Raw genomic sequence first — 24,036 nt, 5'->3', positions numbered from 1 at the left:
CATAGGTTTTCTGATGCCCCTCTCCGCCACTGTCAAACAACAAATCAGCGCCTGGTATAAAGCTTTGCCGGAGCAGATTGACGGCTTTGTTCCGCGTGCACCACAGCGGGATATGATAGCGGAAGTGGCGCGGACGATGGCAGGCGATGAAGGGCGTCATCTGGTTATTGAGGCCCCGACCGGTGTGGGAAAAACATTATCATATCTTATTCCGGGTATTGCGGTGGCGCGGGAACAGCAAAAATTACTGGTGATAAGTACCGCAAACGTGGCATTGCAGGATCAAATTTACAGCAAAGATTTACCGCTGCTGGCAAAAATTATCCCTGATCTGAAATTTACCGGCGCATTCGGACGCGGGCGCTACGTCTGCCCGCGCAATATGGCGGTGATTGGTGCTGCGGAAGGTGAGCAGATTGATTTGATGCTGCTGCTGGAAGATAAAGCCGATGTGGCAACCGCGTCTGAGCGCGATACGGTGCGGCAGTTACAGAATGATTTCACGTCATTCGGCTGGGACGGTCTGCGGGATCATCATAAAAAATCTATTCCGGACAGTTTGTGGCGCAAAATCAGCACCGATAAACTCAGTTGCCTCGGACGTAACTGTCAGTTTTATACACGCTGCCCGTTCTTTCTGGCGCGGCGTGAAATCGACACTGTCGATGTGGTGGTCGCCAACCATGCGCTGGTCATGGCGGCGATGGCGAATGAATCCGTCCTGCCGGAAAGTAAGAAATTACTGCTGGTGCTGGATGAAGGTCACCATATTGCCGATGTTGCCCGGGATACACTGGAAGTGGAAGGGGATATCACGCTTACTTCACTTCAGGCGCAGCTTGATAATCTGGCTAAGTTTGTTACACAGTATATTCAGCAGTTCCGCCCCGTAAAACCGCCGAAACTGGCAGACAGTGCGCGCCTGCAAAAGCATCTTGAGGTTATGCTGGATACGTACCGCGATGTGGCGATGTACACACAGGCATTGTTACCGGAACGCGCAACTGATCCGCACTATCTTTTCCCGCTCGGAGAGTTGCCTGAGCCGCTGATGAATGCCGCGCAGCAGCTGTCAAAACAGACTGATGCCTTGCATGTCATGGTGGAAGCCATTCTCAGCGACCTGAATGAACAAACGGCAAAACAGGATATCGTGCGTCTGCACAAAGCCATTCTGACCGGCGGAAAAATGCTGGGCGCGCTGGAAAATATGCGCAAATTGTGGCGTCAGGCGGCAATGTCGGAAATTTCACATGCGCCGGTTTCGAAATGGCTCAGCCGCCGCTATGAAAAAAATCAGTCACATCTGTGGTTTCACTGCGCGGGGATCCGCGTCAGTGAACAGCTCGGGCAGTTGTTGTGGCGCAATGTGCCGCATATTGTGGTGACATCCGCCACACTCCGTTCTCTTAACAGTTTCAGCCGCCTTCAGGAGATGACCGGGCTGAGTGAAAAAGCTGATGATCGCTTTGTCTCTCTCGGGTCGCCGTTTGATCACTGCCGCCAGGGACGTCTGGTTATTCCGCAGATGCAATATGAGCCGACACTGACAGATGAAGCGGCGCATATTGAAGAGATGGCACGTTATTTCCGCAGGCAGATTGAGTCCGGTGAGCACCGTGGCATGTTGGTTCTGTTTAACAGTCAGCGGGCAATGGATCTCTTTCTGACCCATGTGACGGACTTGCGGCTGCAATTACTGGTTCAGGGCGACCAACCCCGCTACCGGTTGGTGGAAACGCACTGTCAGCGGATACGTGACGGGCAGGACAGTGTATTAATTGGCTTGCACTCTTTTGCTGAAGGGCTTGATCTGAAAGGGGATTATCTGACACAGGTACACATTCATAAAATTGCATTTCCGCCGGTAACCAACCCCGTGATTATTACTGAAAATGAGTGGCTGAAGTCTCTGAACCGCTATCCGTTTGAAGTACAAAGTCTGCCGAGTGCCTCTTTCACACTGATTCAGCAGGTCGGGCGGCTTATCCGCAGTAATCAGTGTCATGGTGATGTGGTGATTTATGATAAACGCCTGCTGACGAAACGTTATGGCAGCCGGTTACTTAATGCCTTGCCGGTCTTTCCGATTGTGCGCCCGGAGATTGATTAGAGAAAGAAAACGGACATCCGTTGTCCGGTGAGATCCGGTGTGTGGTATTAATCGTAGGTAATATTGAAGATCATTTTGGCCTGCACATCACCCGGGGAAATGGAATTGCCGTGCTGATAATACCGGGCAATATAGTTCAGGTTATATTCAACCTCCTGCTGACTGGCCAGCTTACCGATAAGGTAAGGGTATTTCATGAGCAGCGGAGTATTGTTTGTATCCAGTACCTGGATACCCACACCTTTCGCTGAGTTATTATCAGTCAGTTTATTTTTCAGCACGCCACGGCTGGTTTCTGTGTCCGGCGCAAGGTCGGCGTCAAATGTGATATTAATATTACTGTATCCTTTATCATCTATACCTCCGCTGCATAACAACTTAATAAAGAAAGGTTTTTCACCAACAGTTGTTCCTTTCCCCGAAAATGAAGTGTATCTGACCGGCGGAAGATAGACATCCTGATTATTTCCTGAGGTCACCAGACATGACGGGGACACAATGGTGATAGCCTCCGCACTCAGAAAACTGATAATCGCCGGGGTAATGCCACTGTTTGGTTTATAGCCATAACGGGTATATTCCCCCTGAGCGATAGTCCCCGAGCCTGTTTTCAGGGCTGTTTTGATGATTTCAACGGTAAAATCAGAGCCTCCCAGGTAGGCCGGTTGCAAGTTGTCAGCCCCTCCCGGAACGCGGTAAGTATCCGGATAGGTCATCCCGACCTGTCCTTTACGGGTAAATCGAAGCCCTATCCCCGGGATATTGGTGGAAAAGACTTTATTCGCTCCCTCAGCACCCGGAGATATAATCAGCGCATCCAGAGTGGTTCCCCCCCGGCAGCGCGCCCAATATTTCCCGGTCTCCGGCATAGTCCATGTTCTTTCTTTTATGACTGAGCCGACAGAAAGATCCGGGCGGACAACAACCCGGCCAAAAATCATATCAATCATTTCTGCCGGCACACTGTCATCACGAATGCATTCGGCATAAGCACTGCTGCCGGTAAACAGAAGCGCCAGTACGGCGTAGAGAATATTATGATGTTTTATTGACATAGTGTGTTCTGCCTTTTGCTGAGATCCAGCGGGAAGGTACAGGTTTCATTTTCCAGACGGACAACCCCTTGTGTTGCGTTTTCATCATTGATGAGAACCACACTTCCCTGTGATACCACGCCAATCGCGTTTCCTTTCAGATCAGTCACTTCTGTACCGAAAGGAAGCGGTCGTCCGTCTGTTCGCCGGACAATATACATGATGTTTTTTTTCGATTTTTGTGCCGAATTTTACTTTAACAATCGCTCCCTCATAAGGGGCAATATTGGCAGAGGTATTCTGGAATGCGATATCTTCAGAGCTGCCTTTCGGATCGATTTCAATGGTATTGACGCGGTATGGTCTGACATACGGCATCAGAACATAGCCACTCTTATCAAACCGGCTGGCAGGAAACCCCAGTAATGATGCGCCCTGTGCATTTTCAGCTTCAGCCAGAACCATAGTGCCGGAAATTTCAGGAGTGAAGGTTATTCCGCCGGAGTGTGCCACCACTGAGCCGCTCGCCCCCATACCGAACTGACGGTATTTCCGTCCGTAGCTGTAGTTGGCATTAAGATTAGAAACGGCATTACGATAGCCTCCGTTGACGGATGCCGCATAATTATTGTCCTTCATTACCGCGGTGCTGACACCATAAGTCAGTGTGTTTCCTGCATCCAGGGAGCCGTTGACCCCGATTTGTGATGAGCCAAACCGCTTATTATCAATCCAGGTGTTCGATGTCATGGTCGCCCGGTAACCGTCCCCGAATGACAGCGGATAGTTCAGGTTGAGGTTAATACTGTCGTTATAGCCTTTTTCGCGATCATCAGAATAGGTGCGCATAAAACCGAGGGAATAGGATAATTTGTCAAAACTGTTGTTATAACTGAACTGATATTGTTTATCCTGCCGGTCACTGTCCCAGTAATCAGATATTCGTCCGGTCAGATACAGACTACCGAAATTTTCAGCAAAAGATTGATTAACAGAATAAATGAATCCCTGTTTTTCGCGGTAATTACCGGTAAAGTCATTATGCCTTTCAGCATTAATACTATATAGCGCATCATTGACGGCGTAATAATCCCGCCCGGATCGGCGGTAATACGATAAATACAGGTTGGTATTTGTGCCGGGATAAATCTGGGTGAATGAAAACTGATAGTTTTCTCCCTGAGCGGTGTTGTGTTTAAATTCTGTCCGCGCATGAGTGGCATCGAGTGAAAAAGTCCCGACAGGGGTATTAAGACCGGTTCCGGCAAGCCAGGCATAGTAATCTTCAGAGATATTGGCACCGGAATAGAGTGTCAGGAAGTTATTCAGCCCGTACTGTAACGAACCCTGCATCATATTCGGGTGATAATTTAATCCGTCATAATCGGCTTTACCGGCATTGATGTCATAACGAAAAAAACCGGGCCGGACTAATTTATTGGATGACGTATAAGGAACAGAAAATGTACTTTCACTGCCATCGGCTTCTTTGATGGTGACTTCCAGGTCATTACCATAACCGGATGGATTAATATCGGTTAATTCAAACGGACCGGCAGGGACAGAGGTCTGATAAATAACAAGCCCGACCTGGCGGACCGTCACCAGAGCGTTACTCTGTGCTATTCCGCGGATGAACGGGGCAAAGTTTGTTGTACCGTCAGGATACATGTTGCCGTCGGTGGTTAATTTCAGTCCGCGTAACCGCACGCTTTCGAGAATATCCCCTTCGGTGGCAAATTGTCCGGCGGTAAATTTAGAATTAATAGCCGCTACCGGGCGCTGTAAATAGGTCTGATTGCTTTTCCAGCCTTTTCTTCCGTTGCGCTGCCAACTGTAGTTACCTTCCTGTTTCAGTAACCAGCCTTTAAACGATAATCCGCTATTGGTGGTCAGATAAAAGGTATCATCATCATTGCTGCCGTAATCTGTCTGCCTGCTGTGATAATAATTAGCCATATAGGAGACATTGAGTGCCGTAATACCGTGATCCCAGTTGTCCGCAGAGATATAACGACCGGTATTGAGCAGATAAACTTGCGGAATAGTAATAAATAATTGCAGCGTGCTGGCTTTTAAACTATCAATGACCTGCGGGGAATTATTCCATTCATTAAGTGGCAGACAGGTGTTTTCATCCGGGGCAGCGCCGGAATTCAGTTTTTCTGCATTAATCCCGAAGGCGTAAAGCATTTTTTCTGAATAACAGATACCAAGACGGTCTTTTGCTATTTCTTTCACCTGTAAATCATGGCGACCCTGCCATTTATCATTGGTGTAAACATCAAGAGAATAGGTTCCTTCGGAAACAGCAGAAACGCTGAACCGGCTAAGGTCAGCGTTCTCTTTTGAGCCGACAATAAATCCGCTCTCAAACTCATAATCTGTATTTTCTTCACACCAGGCGGCAGAAGAGACAAGCAAAATTCCAGCCGACGATTTTATAAAGTAATCGATTATTATGGTTTTTATACTTATATTTAACATGTTGAATTAGTATCTATTCTAAAGTTGCGTTAAAGGTAAGATCGGAACCGTAATCGTTAATATTACTGATAAAGAGTTTATCTCCGCGTTTTACTGATCTGTTTACCGGTATTTCTGTCCGGTCTTTTGGTAACAGCATAAATGATTTTTTAATAAGTTGTTTTTTATCGCTTAAAGTGATTGCTGTCACAGTAATATGAAATGGAGATTTATTATTTATCTCTATTGCGTTGCCTTTAGCTGAAAAAGTTAATTGTTCCGTCGCGTTATCCCGGTTACCAAGACCTGTTGGCCGGTAAAATAATTTAAATCTGGAACGTATCGCCAGTTGTAATACATTTTTTCCGTCTTTCATGGCTTCTTTATTAACGGGCGGAATATCCAGTATATTAAGCCACCACAAGGTTTCTCTGTCGGTCGCAATACCTGCTTTATCGATCAGTTTTATTCGTAGTGTCTGCCCTCCCTTTGCATTGACGCGGGAAATAGGCGGGGTAATCTGAAATGGTGTGGTAATATTTTCAGGAAGAACGGTTGAATCACCGGTATCAAGCCATATTTGTGCAATTGCCGGGCGGTCTGCTAAATTACTTATTTGTATGGTAATCTCTTTTTCGCTTTCCGGATAAATAAAACGTGTTCCGTTAACAACGATATTATCGGCTGAAGTAAAGAAACCAATAAAAAATAAGGTTAAAAGTAAGTATTTTTTCATTTTAGCTCCGGAATCAGATGGTGTTATTCACACCATCTGAACAAACGATAAAAAGTATTCCAGACGATTTAAATATTAATTGTAAACAACTTCATAAGTAGCGTAACTATGTACCGCACCTGTTGTTACAGACGCAGGAGTAGCCGTTGCATAGCCGACGTAATAAGTAAATTTCGCGCTGTTGTTGACTAAATCAACAACCGGAGTTGCTTTTCTTTGTCCGGCAGCACCGGGAATTATTTTACCGGTAAGGTTTGCACTTTCGTTAATAGACAGCGCTAACTGAATATCTTTTGCACCGGAGGTATCGGTGTTAGCCAGATAGCCTGCCTGTTTGCCGACAGCATTTTGTAACAGGTTACCGCCTATCCAGTTGATACCCAGTTTGTCCGCAGTTAATGCGGTATCACGGGTAATTACCGGCTGATCTACAGCCAGGCAGTTTGATACGTCGATAACAAAAGGTTTTGCTTTCAGATAAGTATGTGCGCCGGCACTTCTGACTTCAGTCAGAGAAACAGGAGCCAACTGGACATTAGCATCACTTTGCTGACCGTCAACGGAAATAGTACATGATACGTCGGTTACTTTACCAAAGAAATCAACCTGACCGCCACCGACGGAGGTTGTCGCAGCATTTGCCATTGAAAACCCAAAAGCAGCGACAACAGCAGATGCAATAATTAATTTTTTCATTCTTACTTCCTTATAATATTATTGGTTATATAAACTAAAGTATAAAAACGTATATAAACGATCCTGTCTTTAACGTGTTTTACTGATGGAACGACTCACTATTACCGGGTATTATTGCGTATTGTTTTTGTTGTTTTTTATTAAATAAAACAAAGCTTGGGTTATTTGTATTCCTGATTACCCAAGCTTATTCTTGTTTTTTAATTTGATTTCATTGTGAGTGATTCACGTTGAAGAAGATGATATTGAATATATCTTGTCGCTGACGTGAACCTTATTTGAGTTTATGAGTGTTTTTTGTTTTTTGGAATACGTTTATCTACTCATTATCATAAATTATTTGGGCTGCGATATATAACCCCGCGTTTCACTATGATAGAGGATGATAAACCTATAGTTATGATTTTATAACTAAAATGAATTAATCTAATAATTTTTATATTACCTGTTTTTTGGAATATTGATTTGCCTCATAATTCAGTATTAAGAATGAAAATAAGAAATAAATAATGAGTGCAATATAAATTATCGTTAAGATTAAAAAGTAAGCAGATACATAGTGACGAAGATCTCAAAATATAAAATAAATATATTGAATGCATCCTCTGTGTTGCGTCTTCCGGTAGAAAAAGAATCATTCAGGATCGGGGGGGGCTTTTTTTATACACAGTCAGGTGTTTTTTCTTATCATTTTGTCGGCAAAACAGGATTGAATAGAGAAAGTAAATAAAGGGTATAAGAGAATAAATACACTTTCTGATAAGAATATGACTGTATAAATAGTTTCCGGAACGATTCAGCCGGAAAATAAAAAAAAACCGCCCGGAGGCGGTATAAAGGGTAGGATTGACTCACAAGGTCTTACTATTTTTATTATCTACGACACATACACACATTATATGTTCATGTTATTAATGCAAATTTATGGATTTGCACAACACTGTTTTTCAGGATTATCCGATATTTGCTTCAATAAACCACAGATATTGGTCAAGATCACGGGAGGCCGCTGTAAACATATCTGCGGTATTTTCATCTTCAACCCGACTGACAGCACGGCGGATATCATTAGCGACAATAGCGTAGCGGTCAGCCAGTGCTTTCAGGTGATCCTGAACAGAATGAATATCTGTCGGATATGCCGGTAATGTTCCCGCCTGACTGATTGCCTGTGATGTTCCCAGTGCAATGCCACCGAGTTGTACCGCGCGCTCTGCAAAGGTATCAAGATGGCTGTTCAGCGTGTCGCGCATACCGTCCAGCATTTCATGGACAGCAATAAAATTGCGGCCACGCAGATTCCAGTGTGCTTGTTTGGTCATCAGTGACAAGTCAATAAACTGGATAACCTGATGATTCAGCTTATCAATAGTGGCTTGTTTTACGTCTTCAGCGACATCGTTACGGGTGTACACTAAGTGAGAAGCAGTGTTTTTTACTAATTTAGCGGTGCTCATTATTGTTCCCCTTATTTCTTATCTGTTTATGTATGTAAGTAAGCGTATTTGCTTTGATGGGGTAACTATAGAGCAGTGCTGACAATAGTTAAAATCGATTAAATCTATAGAATCAATAGGCGTGATTGTGTGTATGGTGAAAACCGGCACGAGGCCGGTATATAATATGGAGAGATGATTATTTTATTTTTTTTGATTTTGGATTTTGGTTTAATAGTAAGCGCCGCCCCCATGGAGGCAATAACAATGCAGGTCAGCGCCAGCCATTGTGTAAAGGTCAGGTGTTCATGCAGGAATGTAATACCCACCATCGCACCCACCACCGGCTCCAGGCTCATTAATGTCCCGAATGTCCGGGTCGGCAGCCGGGTTAATGCAACCATCTCCAGCGAATACGGGAAAGCCGTCGACAAAATGGCGATCGCCAGCCCCAGCGGCAGTACCGCCCAGCTGAACATTACACTGATATCACTGTTTAATGCACCAAGCGGGAAAAAAATAAGTGCCGCGATAAGGGAGCCCAGAGAAACCGTTGCCGCGCCATAGAATTTTCCGGCGCGCTGCCCGAAAATAATGTAGAGCGCCCAGCCCGCCCCTGCGCCAAGTGCGTAAAGCATTCCTATAGGGTCAAGTTGCTCAAGTTCTCCCAACTGGTCACCTATCGGTAATAAAAAAGCCAGCCCGGTTATCACCAGCACAATCCAGAAAAAATCCGCCGGACGGCGGGCGCCAAACATAGCAACCGCCAGTGGTCCGGTAAATTCCAGTGCGACGGCAATCCCCAGCGGAATAGTGGTCAGCGCCAGGTAAAAAAGGTAATTCATTATCCCGAGAGAGATCCCGTAGCCTAATATCGGCAGAACCGATGCCCGCGTAAAACTGAGCCGCCAGGGTTTAAAAATAATAAATAGGATGGCCGTCCCTAACAGCAGCCGCAGCGCTGTAACGCCCGGAGCGCCAATCACCGGAAAAAGCGTTTTTGCCAGCGACGCACCACTCTGGATAGACACCATGGACAGCAGTAATAAGCCAATAGGTAACCACGGAGAACCACCGTGCTGACGGGGAGACGCAGACATGAAGAACCTCGGGAATAATAAGAAAAATGCGGATGATGACACAGAGATTGTGATTCAATCTTACGGGGGCTGATTACGGATAGCAAACGATAACTGAGACAAAAAAAAGAGTTCTCAGACTATGTAAATAAAAGTGACTGACATTGCCTGTGCTTTCTCTGCCAAAATCGGATGAGTGCTATCTTCAGCGGGGCTGCGTATAATTATCCCTGTTTTTTATTAAAATTGAGTCCCCAACGTCATTCAGGATGCAGCCAGCCGGGTCACATACTGATGTATGCTCCCCGGCGGTCGGAGCTTGTCACCTGCAGGTATCCCGAATTATTCGGAGTAACAGAGTACACATTATTGGGTTATCTGTTGCTTTAATACAGTGGCTTTTTCTTTCCATTGTCTGTTAAATCGTTGTGCTGATTTCGGCATTAAATTATAGGTTGTTAATACCTGCTCAAGAAACGGGAGCGCTTCGTGATTACGATTATTATCAATAAGAAAAGAGGCATAGCTTATTTTAATTTCAATGCGATCCTGATACGCCATCAATGATTTAAACTCTTCATCAGCTTCATTATTTCTGTCTAAATTTGCTAATGTGCGGGCATATAATAAATGTCCGGGGGCAGAAACAAATCCGGGGTTATGTTCTGTTAGTGTGTCCAGTATTTCTTTACAACGCGAATAGTCTTCCATGTGAAACAGAGTATCTGCATAGCGTAACAATATATCCGGTGAAGATTGATTATGTCCTTGTAACGATTCATTAAAATAATGCGCTGCATCCTGATATCGCTCTTTGTCGGCATAGGCATCTGCCAGCATCAGACAATGTTCGGTTGTTGGTGCAATATCATACTGACGTTGTGCTTCCCTGATATCTTTATCCGGATTTAAAACTGATTTTATTTTTGATTCCAGCCGGTTGGCATGGCGGGTATGACGAAATTCAGGAAGCCAGACAGAGAATGCGTAAGTAATACTACCGACAACGGGAAATACAAATAAAATAAATAGCCAGTAATAGTTTTGCCGGTTTTTGACCGCATGGATAGCAAAATAAATGGCAGGGATTAAATAAAGTATTGCAGCTAGTAATGGCATCGTGCCTCGCCTCGTAATATCCGTTGTTATTTTATTGAATTAAAATTATCGGGGATTGATAAAACGATAGCAACATTAATAACGCGGATACTTTCTGAAATATTTTTTTTTTCGCGTTGTATCGCATTTCCGGCAGAAACAGAGAATAAAACCTCATGGTTATCATGAGGTTTTATCTGTTAAGTGCTGTTACGTAAATTAATTTGTCAGGTGAACGGTTTTACCACCGACAATAGTCCGCAGTACTTTCACATCGGCAATATCGTCAGCCGGTATCTGAAAAACATTGCGATCCAACACAATCATATCCGCCAGTTTACCCGGTTCCAGGGAGCCGAGGATATCTTCCCGGTGCTGGGCATAAGCGGAATCAATCGTTGCCGCGCGTAAGACTTCAGTGACCGTTAAATTACGATCAGTATCCAGGCGCTGTGCAGGCTGACCGTTTACCGGGTGACCACGGCGGGTGACGGCAACTTTCAGGTCAAACCATTCATTAAAATCATCAATCGGCCAGTCACTACCGAAAGCAACAACCGCACCGGCATCAATAAATTTAGCAATCGGCTCCAGTTGCTGAAAACGCGTATCACCGATCATATTGCGGGTGAATTCTGCCAGTTCGGCGGTCGGTGCTGCCCACTGGAAAGAGAGACAGGCGATAGTGTTGAGCTTTGCAAAGCGCGCATAATCCCCGGCATCCACCAGTTCATTGTGTGCCAGTCCCGGACGGATATCTTTGCCCGGATGCGCGGCACGCATTTTTTCGATGCCGTTTAACACCATATTGACAGCACCTTCACCGACAGTGTGCAGATGCGGGTCATAACCTGCTGCTGCAATGCGTTCGAGCAGGGCATCAATAATATCTGCGGTGAAATAAAGGTCACCGTGGTTATCTGTTTCACGCCAGTCAGGCTGTGCTGCCGTACCGTTATTGATCCGGTAAGGTTTCAGCAAGGATGCGGTCATGGTCGGGAATTGCAGCACGCCGTCGACAAACATTTTGATATTATTGACTGCAATTCCGGGCTCCGGTCCCCATTGTGCCTGATGATAACGCTGAGCAAATGCCACAGCATTATTCACTGCCTGCGGCACAGAGGCGACATCAGGTGCATCATCGGGGGTGATTTCACGCGCGGCCTGAACACGCAGCGTCAGTTCACCCTGTTGTTGCAGAGCCAGAAAGGCATCGAGCTGCATTTCAGCAACACGGGCATCCATCACCATGGTAACACCCTGTTCATTCAGCACTTTTTGTACCAGACGGGCAACATCAACGGCGCGGTCTGCCTGAATCGACGGAATGCTGTCGGCTGCACGCATGGCAGGCGCATCTTCGAGTATTCCGTTGAGTTCACCATTGGCATGCTTACCGATTTTGCCATCACCCGGAACCGGGGTCTCTTTGGTTATACCAAAGAGTTCCAGCGCGCGGCTGTTTGCCAGCAGGGTGTGACAGTCATTGGAGAAGAGCACGACAGGGCGGTTAGTATTGAGCGTATCCATATCTTCGCGGAACATATCGATACCCGCCGGTAACATACCCTGACGCAGCCAGGCGGTGATTTTCAGCCAGTCATTGTCACCGGTGCGCGGGTCATTATCCAGATGTGCCTGAACGCGGGTCAGGATCTCATTAATAGTCAGCGATTCATAATTAAGGTGGCAGCCAAACAGTTGGATACCGCCCCAGAACGGATGCATGTGACCATCAATAATCCCCGGCATCATCATTTTGCCGTCAAGATCGGTAAACTGAGTATGTTCACCGCGAAAGGCTGCCATCTCATTGTTATCACCACAGGCAAGAATACGTCCGTCAGCAATCGCAACAGCTTCAACGACACGGTTTTGTGCATCTGCAGTATAAATATAACCGTTGTGATAAATAGTATCAGCGGCAGTCATTTTCATTATTATCTCCAATGCCTATCAGCAAAGTCAGCTGATAATTAAATGTGTTTCTTCTTCAGTAATTGACGGCGGACGACGGGTAAAGAAGCGGGTAATAAAACCCAGGTAAACCACGCCGATACTCAGCCAGATAATACCCACAGTCAGTGCCTGGGCATCCAGACTTGTCCATAACCATAAGGTCAGCAATACCCCGATCCCGGGGGCGACCAGGCAGCGCAGGATAGTCGCGGCGGTCAGCGGGGCTTGTCTGTCAATAATAAAGTGTTTGATAACACACAGGTTTACAAAGGTAAATGCAATCAGTGCGCCGAAACTTATCATGGATGCCACCAGGCTCAGCGAGAGCACCAGCGCCATCAGAGAGGCGAGGGCAACAAACAGGATAGACAGCACCGGGGTATTAAATTTTGCATGAAGGCGGGCAAAGACTGAACGCGGCAGAACCCCCTCGCGCCCCATCGCATAGAAAATCCGCACAATGCTTGCCTGGGATGTCATTGCCGAGGCAAACACACCCACCACATAGGCGATAATAAAGGCGGAAGCCATCAGCGACCCTCCCACTTTTTCCATCACCTGAATACTGGCAAGATCTGTATCCGGCAGGAAATCACGCCACGCAGGGTAACTCAGGTGAGCACAGTAAGAGATAATAACAAACAGGGTTCCGGCAATAAAAACGGTATACAGAATCGCTTTCGGCAGGGCACGTCTGGCATCTTTTGTTTCTTCTGCCATGGTGGAAATCGCATCAAAGCCGAGGAACGCCAGACACAATACCGCCGCACCGGCGAACAGACCGGATACCTGGTCTGACATGACAGTCAGCGGGGCGAGAAGTGCCTCTTTATCCAGCGTAAATGTTGTGCTGAAACTGAGATACAGGAACAAGGCGATAAACAGCAGCTGCATAACAATAATCAGCATGTTCATCGAGGTCACCAGTTTGATCCCGAGGATATTCAGAACAGAGACAACAATAATGGTTGAGACAATGATCAATTCCATCGGAACGGAGGGCAGGGCTTCATGAACAAAGATGCCGATGGCGATGTAGTTGATAATCGGCAGGAACAGGTAGTCGAGCAATTGCGCCCAGCCCACCAGAAACCCGGTATTGCCGCCGAATATTTTCTGGACATACGAATACGCCGAGCCGGCAAGCGGCAGCGTACTGGTCATTTTACAATAACTGAGTGCGGTAAAAAGAACGGCGGTCAATGTTACCAGATAAGCAACCGGTAAATGACCTTCACTGAGTACAGTCACCTGACCGTAGGTTGTGAATATACCAAGGGGCACCATATAAGCGAGCCCGAAAAAAACCAGCGCGGGGGTTGTTAATACGCGCTTCATCTGCACAGTTGTCTGTTGCATTTTTACAGCCCTTCCCAATAGCCTGAAACATGCCACGGGAACACTGCCCGGGCACAAACTGATTTCTGACAGTCAGCGGGTGACTCTCAGGCTGCATTTATTTTCAATAAACCTCGCACCTTGCGTTTGCATCGTGCGCACTTTATTAAAACGTCAGTGATAAGCGGACCATCACCACACGCTGGGGTAAATGCAGGCGGCGTACAGTATCTGAGTTACCTGTATTTGGCAATAAAAGTTGAACGGAATAATAACAATGAAAATAGTTGTTTTTGACAAAAATACCAATAATTTATGTTATGGAAAAAATAACGGTAAAAGTGCCGGCAATAATGCTGATGTTATTACGTATTCGTGATTAATAATCATAATATTACCGGCTGTATTATATCCGTATAAAAAACCTGTCGGTTTCGCCGGTGTGTTTTTGGCTATTGTAAGGCGGGTGGTCTGTTAGCAGAAAGTAACGGGAAAGATGCGTTAATTATTTTTAAGTATGTACGAAAACGTTTGCTTTTGTTTTTCACTACTATAATATCCGTCCGATTTTTTTTGTCTGAGAAAAGCAACAGGAGGCAATTGTGTCCGGGGATAAAAATTACAGTCATGGGCCTGTGCCCATATCCGCGAGAAAAGGCGGTCTGGCATTAACCTTTGTAATGCTGGGATTAACGTTCTTTTCCGCCAGTATGTGGACCGGAGGTGCTCTCGGTACCGGTCTCAGTTTTAATGATTTCTTCCTCGCAGTACTTATCGGTAATCTTCTTCTTGGTATTTACACCGCTTTTCTTGGTTTTATCGGTTCCAAAACCGGCCTCACAACTCATCTTCTCGCGCGTTACTCCTTCGGTATTAAAGGCTCCTGGCTCCCTTCATTCTTACTCGGCGGCACACAAATCGGCTGGTTTGGTGTGGGTGTGGCGATGTTTGCCATCCCGGTGGGTAAAGCAACCGGCTGGGATATCAACTGGCTTATCGGAATTTCCGGCGTGCTGATGACCATCACCGTATTCTTCGGAATTTCTGCACTGACTGTACTTTCGGTGATTGCGGTACCGGCGATTGCGGCTCTCGGCAGTTACTCAGTCTATCTGGCGGTAACGGGCATGGGCGGTCTGAGCGTTCTGCGGGATATCATCCCTGCGCAGCCGTTGGATTTTAATCTGGCACTTGCATGGTGGTCGGTTCGTTTGTCAGCGCGGGCACGTTAACCGCTGATTTTGTCCGCTTCGGACGTAAACCGAAAATAGCGGTATTGGTTGCGATTGTTGCATTTTTCCTTGGTAACTCACTGATGTTTATCTTTGGTGCGGCGGGCGCGGCATCCCTGGGAATGGCGGATATCTCTGATGTGATGATCGCCCAGGGATTACTGTTACCGGCCATTATTGTGCTGGGGCTGAATATCTGGACGACCAACGACAACGCACTTTATGCATCCGGTCTGGGATTTGCCAATATTACCGGGCTTTCCAGCAAGACCCTCTCGATTGTGAACGGGCTTATCGGCACACTGTGCGCACTGTGGCTCTATAATAACTTTGTCGGCTGGCTGACATTCCTTTCCGCTGCGATCCCGCCAATCGGAGGGATTATTATCGCGGATTACTTAATGTACCGTCACCGTTACGCGACCTATGATTGCAGTAAAATGCGTGATGTGAATATCAGTGCTTTACTGGCTATGGCGGCAGGGATTATTGCCGGACACTGGTTGCCGGGAATAGTACCGGTAAATGCAGTTATCGGCGGCGCATTAAGTTATGCTGTGCTTAATCCGTTACTGAATCGTCGTCGCACAACCCATCCGGAGATGACCCGTGCTTAATCAAACTATAAAACATATTCATAATATTCGTCTGCCTGAGCGTGATGGTTTATGGCGCATTGATATTGAACATCAGAAAATTAAAGCGATTGTCCCGCAGGTTGCCGGTGAAGTTTTACCGGAAAGCCTGGACGGAGAGGGCGGTCTGGTCACCGCGCCGTTTGTGGAGCCGCATATTCATCTGGACACCACACAAACTGCCGGTCAGCCCTCCTGGAACCAGTCCGGCACCCTGTTTGAAGGTATTGAACGCTGGGCTGAGCGCAAAGCGCTGCTGACACATGAAGATGTGAAAACCCGCGCATGGCAGACGCTGAAATGGCAGATTGCCAACGGTATCCAGCATGTCCGTACACATGTGGATGTGTCTGATGCCACACTGACTGCACTGAAAGCGATGCTGGAAGTAAAAAAAAGAAGTCGCGCCGTGGATTGATTTACAGATTGTGGCGTTCCCGCAGGAAGGCATTATGTCCTATCCGAACGGAGAAGCATTGTTAGAAGAGGCACTGCGCCTGGGCGCTGATGTTGCCGGTGCTATTCCGCACTTTGAATTTACCCGCGAATACGGCGTGGAATCCCTGCATAAAACGTTTGCGCTGGCACAGAAATATGACTGCTTAATCGATGTGCATTGTGATGAAATTGATGATGAACAGTCGCGTTTTGTGGAAACAGTCGCTGCTCTTGCTCATCGCGAAGGTATGGGCGCGCGTGTGACCGCCAGTCACACCACAGCGATGCACTCTTATAACGGGGCATATACATCCCGCTTGTTCCGCCTGCTGAAAATGTCCGGTATTAACTTTGTGGCTAATCCGCTGGTGAACATTCACTTACAGGGTCGTTTTGATACTTATCCTAAACGCCGTGGGATTACCCGTGTGAAAGAGATGCTGGCTGCGGATATTAATGTCTGTTTCGGGCATGATGATGTGTTTGATCCCTGGTATCCGCTGGGAACGGCGAATATGCTCCAGGTGCTGCACATGGGGCTGCATGTCTGTCAACTGATGGGCTATGGTCAGATAAATGACGGGCTGAAATTGATCACTGAATACAGCGCGCGCACCCTGAATTTACAGGATTACGGCGTGGCGGAAGGAAAACGCGCCAGTCTGCTTATCCTGCCTGCGGAAAACGGATTTGACGCCGTGCGCCGCCAGGTACCGGTGCACTATTCTGTCCGTGACGGACGTGTGATAGCGCAAACACAACCTGCTGTCACACAAATCCATCTGGATAAGCCGGAAACTATCCGGTATGGCTACACACCTCACACTGAGGATCAGGTTTAAGATTAATGGTACGAAATTGCATGCGCATAGCATCAAACAGCACTACTTTTCCGCTGCTCACCTGCCCGTAGCCGGTGAGCAGTTTTATGCACTCCATGGCTTCCAGTGTGCCGATTGTCCCTACCAGCGGCGCCATCACCCCGGCTTCCACACAGGTCAGGCTATTTTCCCCGAATAACCGGCTCAGGCAGCGGTAGCACGGCTCGCCCTCCTGCCAGGTAAAGACGGCAATCTGACCTTCCATGCGGATAGCCGCCCCGGACACCAGCGGCACTTTCAGCTGATGACACACCCGGTTCAATTGTTCGCGAACCGTCACATTATCTGTGCAATCCAGCACCACCTGATGTGACTGCACAAGCTGCGCCAGTTCATCATCATTAAGCTGCTTTGTGACGGTTTCTGTCTGACAGTGCGGGTTAACCGCTTTCAGCGCTATAGCGGCAGAGTCTGTTTTTGCCATACCGATGCGGTTATCGGTATGCAAAATCTGGCGCTGGAGATTGGAGAGCGACACCGTATCAAAATCCAGCAATGTCAGATGCCCGACACCGGCGGCAGCCAGGTATTGCGCCGCAGCACAGCCCAGCCCGCCCAGCCCGGTTATCAGCACATGTCCGGCTTTCAGCGCCTCCTGACCATCAAAATCAAACCCGCGCAACACAATCTGGCGGTTATAGCGCAGGGCTTCTTCGTCACTCAGTTCGCTGTCGCTCAGTTCAGTTGCCATCAGTCGTTCTTCATTAAGTGATTAAAAAACTCGATGTCGACAATATCGCCTGCTTTGACTGCACCGCGCTCACGCTCCAGCACAATAAAGCAGTTTGCAAGGCTGAATGAGCTGAAGATATGTGAGCCCTGGTCGCCGGTGGTTTTCACCACTAACTGCCCCTTTTCATTGACTTGTGCGATACCGCGCTGGAAATCCAGGCGACCGGCGGATTTTTTCAGTGGTGTGGCAGCAATGGCTTTTATGCGCATCGGCGGCTGCCACTGACTGAAACCGGAGAGCCGCACGATCAGCGGTTGCACCAGTTCATAAAAGGTCACTGTTGTGGAAACCGGATTGCCCGGCAGCCCGCAGAACCAAGCATTATCCAGCTTACCGAATGCAAAAGGTTTGCCCGGTTTGATTGCCAGTTTCCAGAAATTGATTTTGCCGATGTCATCGAGGATCTGTTTGGTGTAATCAGCCTCGCCGACAGACACGCCGCCGCTGCTTATCACTAAATCAGCCAGTGAATCTGCTTTTTCAAAAATACCGCGCAGAACATCCGGGTCATCCGGGATCACACCCAAATCAATCACATCACAGCCGAGTTTTTCCAGCATCAGGCTGACCGCAAAGCGGTTGGTATCATAAATCTGACCATCGCCCAGCGGCTGACCGACAGCCTGCAATTCGTCACCGGTCGAAAACACGGCGACTTTCAGTTTGCGCATAACAGTGATTTGAGCAAGACCGAGTGAGGCAACCATGGGTAATTGCGCAGCAGCCAGTTTGGTACCCGCCGGAAAAACCTCACTGCCCTGAGTGATATCTTCCCCGGTCAGGCGGATATTCTGCCCGCGTGTAATACCGGCAGTAAAGGTAATTCCGGCATCAGAAACAACCGCTTCTTCTTGCATCACCACGGTATCAACACCCGCTGGTACAGGTGCGCCGGTCATGATACGGACACAGTGTCCCGCCGGTAATTCACCTTGAAACGGCACACCCGCAAGTGCGCGACCGGCGACCGGCAGCGCGGTTTTTCCGTCCCAATCAGCCAGACGCAGCCCGTAACCATCCATTGCGGAGTTATCAAACGGCGGGACATTGATCGGGGAAATAACAGGTGCGGCGGTTATCCGCCCGGCGGCATCTGTCAGTGCAACTGTTTCTGTTCCGGTGATCGCAGCAGGGGTCGCGAGCAGCTTATCCAGTGCTTCCTGTAATGAAATTAAAGAAGAGGTATGACTTTCCGTTGAATTCGCCATGATACTTTTCACTCCCGGTGCCCGCCCGGGCACTGATAACGCAGATAATAAAGATAGCGCATTATGGCAGAGTTACGTTTTAAGTTGAATGACATACTCGTCATACTTCACGATGCTGTTGACTGCGCAACGGATTTAATTTCAGAAGCAATTATTGTATTTTAAAGGAATGTTTTGCTATAACGGGATCACAATCCATTAACATGCTGTATTCCTCATGCCGATAACGCCTGTGTCCCGACAAATAACTGCCCTTCATATTGCCGTCAGCGGCTTTCTCGCGCTGGTTGTGGCGATGGGGATTGGGCGTTTTGCTTTCACACCACAGGTGCCGCTGATGATTGATGAACATCAGCTCAGCCTGGCGACCGCCAGTATTGTGGCTGCATGTAACTATCTGGGCTATTTTGCCGGGTCTTTTGATGCGATGCGGGCAAAGCGCGGTATCGAACTGCGGTTATGGACAGGCTTATGGGGCGCGGTGATTATCACACTGCTGTCCGCTGTTATTTCCGGGGCAGTATTGCATGGTATTGCGCGGTTTTTTATCGGCTGGGCGAGTGGCTGGACACTGGTGCTGGCGGCTGCCTGGACAAATGATGCCCTGGCAAAACTGAGCCGCCCGACACTGAGTGTCGCCGTTTACGGCGGAACGGGCATCGGTATTTTGCTGTGCGGTCTGATTGCTGTCGGGATACAGGGGCTGTCGCTGACCGCTTCGCAGGGCTGGTGGATTTACGGCGGGCTGGCGCTGCTGTTCAGCCTGTATGTGAGTCGTTATTTACCGCGTCCGGGCGAATTGCACAGCAGTGCATCCCCGGACAGCAAACCGGCGATGACCCCGCAGATCCGCCGCTTGTTATGGACTTACGCGCTGGCGGGGTTTGGTTATATTCTGCCCGCCACCTTTCTGTCACAGATGGCGGCTGAGCGTTTTCCGGGCAGTTTGTTTGCGCAGTTTGTCTGGCCGGTTTTCGGTATTGCAGCGGCGTCCGGTATTGTGGTCGCTATTGCAACCCGCCGGTTATTCACGCCACAAATACGGCTGGCAATGACGCTCTGGGGACAGGCTGCGGGAATTTTAGCGGCAGAAGTGGTGCCGGGTATCAGCGGTCTGGTGATCAGTGCATTTTTGGTCGGCGGCGGGCTGATGTCTGCGGTACAACTGGCATTTCAGTGCGGACGCGAACTGGCGCCGGAGCACGGGCGCTATATGGCGGGGCTGCTCACCACCTGGTATGCCGCCGGGCAGCTCGGCGGGCCGCTGGTTTCGTCTGTTTCCGCGTACTTTACCGGCAGGCTGGAACCGGCACTGTATGTGGCGTTGGCGGCACTGGTTATTGGCGGAATAGTGATTTTCCGTGATCGCAGCAGTTAATGATATAAATAATATATTATAAATAAATCAGCAGGAGTATTATTCTCTCCACTGATTTATCTGTGTGTAATAATAAAATAAAGTCGCTGATTGTTTTTTAGTATTTACATATTGTGAAAATAATGTTTTTTTTAAAAGCGTTGCTATGGTAAGACTATATTCTTAATCACACTAAAGAGTATATAATGAAAAGATTAATTGATTCTGTTAAAAAAGCATTTCGGGATGTTTTTGAGATTAAATTTATCGCGATGATGAGTAGTTTGATGCTGACACCGATAATGATGTCTCATTCATCTCTGCGGATAGTTTATACCCTTATCCATTCAAACTACAGGTTCGTTGGCTGCGCTCAACCAGCCGGGTCACATACTGATGTATGCTCCCCGTCTGTTTTCCCTTGCCGCCTGCCTGAATCTTGAATGGCGTTGGGTATATCCTGATAATTCAATGTATGATGTATTTCTTGCACTTATTATCTCTATCGGTTTTTTTTCATTTACCAAAACAACATTAACTCTTCTTTTTAAATAAATAATATAAGGAATATATATGAAAGAATTAAATAATCATCAATTATTATCAGTGTCTGGTTCCGGTGTATTAACTGCCGGGTTTATGTTCGGACAGGCTCTTTCAGATATTACGGCGGCTATTGTTCATTATGCTTCAGCCGGAAAGGAAGAGATTGTTTTTGTCGGTCATGAGAATGAAATACATATTGATTACAAATTTATCCCACAATAATAAAAATTATTATCTATATATTATAAATATTTGTTGTTTTTTTCGGCAATCTGAGCAATATCCCTCTTTATAACATGGTTTTTCAGTGCGAACTTTTCATCACTAAAAACACAAAATGGATTAACAAATGACAGTATTGCTCTAAAATAGCGGGGCGGTTGGTATTGTCCTGCCGGACGGTGTGAAGATACACGCCGGGAGTCACCTGAAAAATAGTCGGAGACGGTATGTCATCATTAAGCCTTGAAGCAGAACTTGTCCATGCAGCGCTGATCGCTCGCGGGCTGGAAACACCATTACGGGAGCAGACGCTGGCGCCGGAAACCCGTAAAGTACAGATTGAGGCGCACATGACGGAAGTCATGAAACTGCTCAATCTTGATTTAAGCGACGACAGTCTGTCCGATACGCCGAAACGTATCGCAAAAATGTATGTGGATGAAATTTTTTCAGGGCTGGATTACCACAATTTCCCGAAAATTACGCTCATTGAAAACAAAATGAAAGTGGATGAAATGGTCACCGTTCGTGATATCACCCTGACCAGCACCTGTGAACACCATTTTGTCACTATCGATGGCAAAGCAACGGTTGCCTATATTCCGAAAGATACGGTTATCGGGCTGTCCAAAATTAACCGTATTGTGCAGTTTTTTGCTCAGCGCCCGCAGGTGCAGGAGCGTCTGACACAACAAATTCTGCTGGCATTGCAAACCCTGCTCGGGACCACGAATGTCGCGGTATCTATTGATGCAGTGCATTATTGTGTAAAAGCGCGCGGCATCCGTGATGCAACCAGCACTACTACCACAACTTCTCTCGGCGGGCTGTTTAAGTCCAGCCAGAATACCCGTCAGGAATTCCTGCGCGCTGCCCGTCATATTTAACTGATGAATACATCAGTCTCTTCTGCTGCATCACGCATTGACGCCCTCGATATGATCCGGGGGCTTGCTATCCTCGGGATTTTTATCCTTAATATTGCCGGTTTTGCTCTGCCGTCGGCGGCATATCTGAATCCGTTGTATGACCCCGCTGCATCTGCGTCGGATGTCACCACATGGGCATTTCTGAATGTGCTGGTGCAGGGCAAGTTTCTCGGCATGTTTGCCGTACTGTTCGGCGCCACATTAATGATGCTGAGCCGCTACAGTCAGCCGTGGAATTCTGCCCGGCTGCTGGTGCTGGGAATTATCGGCATACTGCATACGGCGTTGCTCTGGCAGGGCGATATCCTGCTGGTGTACAGTCTGACCGGCATTGTTGCCTGCATGATTATCCGCCATGTTCCTTCCCGCTGGTGGAAATGGCTTATTCCGTGTCTGCTTCTGATTGGTCAGTTTCTGCTGTTTTTCCTTCTGGCAGAAAACGGGGAACTGAAACTGCTTTACTGGCAGCCATCGGAAACCATGATTGCGTATGAAACCCTGACAGCACGAGTCGGCGGGCTTGCCGGTGTGACAGACAGGCTGGAGAGTATCAGCGGCATGTTGCTGATGTTGGTTATCCAGTATGGCTGGCAGTTGCTTGCACTGATGTTACTGGGTGCGCTGCTGATGAAAAACGGCTGGCTGAAAGGTGAGTACTCACTGGCTCATTACCGGCGGCTGGCAGGCGGGATACTGATCCCGACACTGTTATTACAGGCGGTTGTGGTGTGGCAGGTATATCTCAGCGGCTGGAGTGTGTTCTGGTTGGGCAGTATTGGTTATCCGCTGTCTGAGATTTTACAACCGGTGCAGACTGTCGGGCTGATTGCGCTGTTTTACGGCTTGCGCCCACAACTGAAGCCGGTTTCCGTTTATCTGCAACGGGTCGGGCGCACCGCACTCAGCAGTTATCTGCTGCAATCTGTCTGTGGGGTGATTATATTCAATTATCTCGGGTATTTTAATCAGTTTGACAGATTGACACTGCTGGCATTTGTACCTGTTATGTGGATGATTAATATTGTATTTTCCACGCTCTGGCTGCGTTATTTTTCTCAGGGACCGGTTGAGTGGTTGTGGCGGCAGGCAGCAAACCGGCTCGCCACCCGCTGAATAACCTTAATTTTCGGGTTGATGTACGGTGACGGGTTTCTCTTTTGTTGCCGGCGGCTCCGGATAGAGTGTATTCAGCTCTTCCGGGGTGACTGCCGGGTATGAGGGGACGTTCTCCGGCAGGGTTTGCGGTGCAGGAATCGATTCCTGCGGCCCGAGGAAACGCGGCTCGCGGTTGAGAATATACAGATCAACCAGCGCGCCTAACCGCGCCACAACTTCCCGCGCTCTGACGGTAAACATATTTTTCGGCGACGAAACGGCGTAGCAGCGTGCTTCAATGCCTTTTTGCATCGCGATATACAGTGCCCGTTCACAATGGAAGCGCTGGGTAATAATAGTAAATCCATTGGTATCAAAGACTTTCCTGGTGCGAACGACGGAATCGAGTGTGCGGAACCCCGCAAAATCCAGCACAATTTTACCGGCAGGAATACCTGCATTAACCAGATCTTTGCGCATGGTGCTCGGCTCATTATAACTGTGCTGCGCATTATCCCCGCTCAGTAACAGGTATTTTATTTTGCCGCTGTTGTAGGCATTTACCGCGCCCTGGATCCGATACCAGTAATACTGGTTAATTGTTCCGTTACGGTAGTATTTCGCGGTACCCAGCACCATACCGACTTCACTTTCCGGTAAATCATTTATATTCTCAAAAATATAGGGCGCGGTTTTCCAGCTAATCCAGCGATCTGCCGCAATAGCCATCAGTGCCAGCAAGATAATGCCTGCCAGCATCCACAGAATGATCCGTTTCCATATCGGGGCTTTTCCCATTATT

Annotated in this window: 18 protein-coding genes and 2 pseudogenes; 7 read left to right on the top strand and 13 right to left on the bottom strand. The window is 47.7% G+C overall.

From position 1 onward, the window contains the following. Window positions 1-13: 13 nt before the first annotated feature. The gene (gene dinG, locus AYY16_RS08175) at window positions 14-2,113 is read left to right on the top strand and encodes an ATP-dependent DNA helicase DinG (protein ID WP_067364364.1); all 2,100 of its coding nucleotides are present in this window, start codon (window positions 14-16) and stop codon (window positions 2,111-2,113) included. 47 nt (window positions 2,114-2,160) lie between these two features. Here the strand turns inward: dinG and AYY16_RS08170 are convergent, their stop codons facing one another. The 10 genes from AYY16_RS08170 to AYY16_RS08130 form a co-directional block, all read right to left on the bottom strand. Beyond that, complete coding sequence (locus AYY16_RS08170) at window positions 2,161-3,168, bottom strand: fimbrial protein (protein WP_067364361.1); 1,008 nt, start codon at window positions 3,166-3,168, stop codon at window positions 2,161-2,163. Then, window positions 3,159-3,317: a hypothetical protein gene (locus AYY16_RS20210; protein ID WP_235846245.1), complete on the bottom strand. Its 159-nt coding sequence runs from the start codon at window positions 3,315-3,317 to the stop codon at window positions 3,159-3,161. Before AYY16_RS20210 ends, AYY16_RS08170 begins: the two co-directional genes overlap by 10 nt. Next, entirely contained in the window at window positions 3,310-5,571 is a 2,262-nt protein-coding gene (locus AYY16_RS08165) for a fimbria/pilus outer membrane usher protein (RefSeq protein ID WP_162271047.1), read from the bottom strand. The genes AYY16_RS20210 and AYY16_RS08165 overlap by 8 nt, the downstream gene beginning before the upstream one ends. Window positions 5,572-5,647: 76 nt before the next feature. Further along, window positions 5,648-6,349 (bottom strand): fimbrial biogenesis chaperone, encoded by a 702-nt coding sequence (locus tag AYY16_RS08160; protein WP_067364358.1) that lies wholly within the window; start codon window positions 6,347-6,349, stop codon window positions 5,648-5,650. 75 nt (window positions 6,350-6,424) lie between these two features. Further along, on the bottom strand, window positions 6,425-7,045 hold the full coding sequence (locus tag AYY16_RS08155; protein WP_067364355.1) for a fimbrial protein: 621 nt from the start codon (window positions 7,043-7,045) through the stop codon (window positions 6,425-6,427). Window positions 7,046-7,998: 953 nt separating this feature from the next. Continuing rightward, window positions 7,999-8,502, bottom strand: coding sequence for a DNA starvation/stationary phase protection protein Dps (dps, locus tag AYY16_RS08150; RefSeq protein ID WP_067364352.1), 504 nt, complete (start codon window positions 8,500-8,502; stop codon window positions 7,999-8,001). 104 nt (window positions 8,503-8,606) lie between these two features. Beyond that, complete coding sequence (gene rhtA / locus AYY16_RS08145; protein WP_082970638.1) at window positions 8,607-9,581, bottom strand: threonine/homoserine exporter RhtA; 975 nt, start codon at window positions 9,579-9,581, stop codon at window positions 8,607-8,609. 345 nt (window positions 9,582-9,926) lie between these two features. Then, window positions 9,927-10,679: a tetratricopeptide repeat protein gene (locus AYY16_RS08140; protein ID WP_067364349.1), complete on the bottom strand. Its 753-nt coding sequence runs from the start codon at window positions 10,677-10,679 to the stop codon at window positions 9,927-9,929. Between the two features lie 198 nt (window positions 10,680-10,877). Next, window positions 10,878-12,599 carry an amidohydrolase gene (locus tag AYY16_RS08135; protein ID WP_067364346.1) on the bottom strand — a complete coding sequence of 574 codons (1,722 nt, stop codon included), beginning with the start codon at window positions 12,597-12,599 and terminating at the stop codon, window positions 10,878-10,880. A gap of 27 nt (window positions 12,600-12,626) precedes the next feature. Then, window positions 12,627-13,979, bottom strand: a complete 1,353-nt coding sequence (locus AYY16_RS08130) for an APC family permease (RefSeq protein WP_067364343.1) — start codon at window positions 13,977-13,979, stop codon at window positions 12,627-12,629. Between the two features lie 581 nt (window positions 13,980-14,560). Here AYY16_RS08130 and codB point away from each other — a divergent pair. Both codB and AYY16_RS08120 read left to right on the top strand, forming a co-directional pair. Beyond that, window positions 14,561-15,807, top strand: a pseudogene (gene codB / locus AYY16_RS08125) (cytosine permease). Then, window positions 15,800-17,105 (top strand): annotated as a pseudogene (locus AYY16_RS08120) (cytosine deaminase). Before codB ends, AYY16_RS08120 begins: the two co-directional pseudogenes overlap by 8 nt. Here the strand turns inward: AYY16_RS08120 and moeB are convergent. Both moeB and moeA read right to left on the bottom strand, forming a co-directional pair. Further along, on the bottom strand, window positions 17,062-17,835 hold the full coding sequence (gene moeB, locus AYY16_RS08115; protein ID WP_067364341.1) for a molybdopterin-synthase adenylyltransferase MoeB: 774 nt from the start codon (window positions 17,833-17,835) through the stop codon (window positions 17,062-17,064). The pseudogene AYY16_RS08120 and the gene moeB sit on opposite strands and share 44 nt — an antisense overlap. Next, window positions 17,835-19,085 (bottom strand): molybdopterin molybdotransferase MoeA, encoded by a 1,251-nt coding sequence (gene moeA / locus AYY16_RS08110; RefSeq protein WP_067364338.1) that lies wholly within the window; start codon window positions 19,083-19,085, stop codon window positions 17,835-17,837. The genes moeB and moeA overlap by 1 nt, the downstream gene beginning before the upstream one ends. A gap of 217 nt (window positions 19,086-19,302) precedes the next feature. On the opposite strand from moeA, the gene AYY16_RS08105 reads away from it, so the two are divergent. The 4 genes from AYY16_RS08105 (at window position 19,303) to yeiB (ending at window position 23,252) form a co-directional block, all read left to right on the top strand. After that, window positions 19,303-20,463, top strand: coding sequence for a YbfB/YjiJ family MFS transporter (locus AYY16_RS08105; protein WP_067364336.1), 1,161 nt, complete (start codon window positions 19,303-19,305; stop codon window positions 20,461-20,463). Window positions 20,464-21,015: 552 nt separating this feature from the next. Continuing rightward, entirely contained in the window at window positions 21,016-21,210 is a 195-nt protein-coding gene (locus AYY16_RS08100; protein WP_067364333.1) for a hypothetical protein, read from the top strand. A 227-nt stretch (window positions 21,211-21,437) separates the two neighbouring features. Then, the gene (gene folE, locus AYY16_RS08095; RefSeq protein ID WP_067364330.1) at window positions 21,438-22,097 is read left to right on the top strand and encodes a GTP cyclohydrolase I FolE; all 660 of its coding nucleotides are present in this window, start codon (window positions 21,438-21,440) and stop codon (window positions 22,095-22,097) included. A 3-nt stretch (window positions 22,098-22,100) separates the two neighbouring features. Beyond that, window positions 22,101-23,252 (top strand): DUF418 domain-containing protein YeiB, encoded by a 1,152-nt coding sequence (yeiB, locus tag AYY16_RS08090; protein WP_067364328.1) that lies wholly within the window; start codon window positions 22,101-22,103, stop codon window positions 23,250-23,252. Window positions 23,253-23,258: 6 nt separating this feature from the next. Here the strand turns inward: yeiB and sanA are convergent, their stop codons facing one another. Beyond that, entirely contained in the window at window positions 23,259-24,017 is a 759-nt protein-coding gene (gene sanA / locus AYY16_RS08085) for an outer membrane permeability protein SanA (RefSeq protein ID WP_067364975.1), read from the bottom strand. Window positions 24,018-24,036: the final 19 nt, after the last annotated feature.

Origin of the sequence: Morganella psychrotolerans (assembly GCF_001676155.1) — a bacterium.
Classification (GTDB): domain Bacteria; phylum Pseudomonadota; class Gammaproteobacteria; order Enterobacterales; family Enterobacteriaceae; genus Morganella; species Morganella psychrotolerans.
Note: the sequence above shows the minus strand (reverse complement) of the source record. Positions and strands in the feature narration are given on the sequence as shown.

What these genes read in the sequence shown, in the direction of transcription:
- folE (WP_067364330.1), top strand. Translation starts at nt 21,438, where the DNA reads ATGTCATCATTAAGCCTTGAAGCAGAACTTGTCCATGCAGCGCTGATC.
- yeiB (WP_067364328.1), top strand. Translation starts at nt 22,101, where the DNA reads ATGAATACATCAGTCTCTTCTGCTGCATCACGCATTGACGCCCTCGAT.
- AYY16_RS08155 (WP_067364355.1), bottom strand. Translation starts at nt 7,045, where the DNA reads ATGAAAAAATTAATTATTGCATCTGCTGTTGTCGCTGCTTTTGGGTTT.
- dps (WP_067364352.1), bottom strand. Translation starts at nt 8,502, where the DNA reads ATGAGCACCGCTAAATTAGTAAAAAACACTGCTTCTCACTTAGTGTAC.
- AYY16_RS08160 (WP_067364358.1), bottom strand. Translation starts at nt 6,349, where the DNA reads ATGAAAAAATACTTACTTTTAACCTTATTTTTTATTGGTTTCTTTACT.
- AYY16_RS08170 (WP_067364361.1), bottom strand. Translation starts at nt 3,168, where the DNA reads ATGTCAATAAAACATCATAATATTCTCTACGCCGTACTGGCGCTTCTG.
- AYY16_RS08140 (WP_067364349.1), bottom strand. Translation starts at nt 10,679, where the DNA reads ATGCCATTACTAGCTGCAATACTTTATTTAATCCCTGCCATTTATTTT.
- moeA (WP_067364338.1), bottom strand. Translation starts at nt 19,085, where the DNA reads ATGGCGAATTCAACGGAAAGTCATACCTCTTCTTTAATTTCATTACAG.
- dinG (WP_067364364.1), top strand. Translation starts at nt 14, where the DNA reads ATGCCCCTCTCCGCCACTGTCAAACAACAAATCAGCGCCTGGTATAAA.
- AYY16_RS08135 (WP_067364346.1), bottom strand. Translation starts at nt 12,599, where the DNA reads ATGAAAATGACTGCCGCTGATACTATTTATCACAACGGTTATATTTAT.
- AYY16_RS08100 (WP_067364333.1), top strand. Translation starts at nt 21,016, where the DNA reads ATGAAAGAATTAAATAATCATCAATTATTATCAGTGTCTGGTTCCGGT.
- AYY16_RS08105 (WP_067364336.1), top strand. Translation starts at nt 19,303, where the DNA reads ATGCCGATAACGCCTGTGTCCCGACAAATAACTGCCCTTCATATTGCC.
- rhtA (WP_082970638.1), bottom strand. Translation starts at nt 9,581, where the DNA reads ATGTCTGCGTCTCCCCGTCAGCACGGTGGTTCTCCGTGGTTACCTATT.
- moeB (WP_067364341.1), bottom strand. Translation starts at nt 17,835, where the DNA reads ATGGCAACTGAACTGAGCGACAGCGAACTGAGTGACGAAGAAGCCCTG.
- AYY16_RS08130 (WP_067364343.1), bottom strand. Translation starts at nt 13,979, where the DNA reads ATGCAACAGACAACTGTGCAGATGAAGCGCGTATTAACAACCCCCGCG.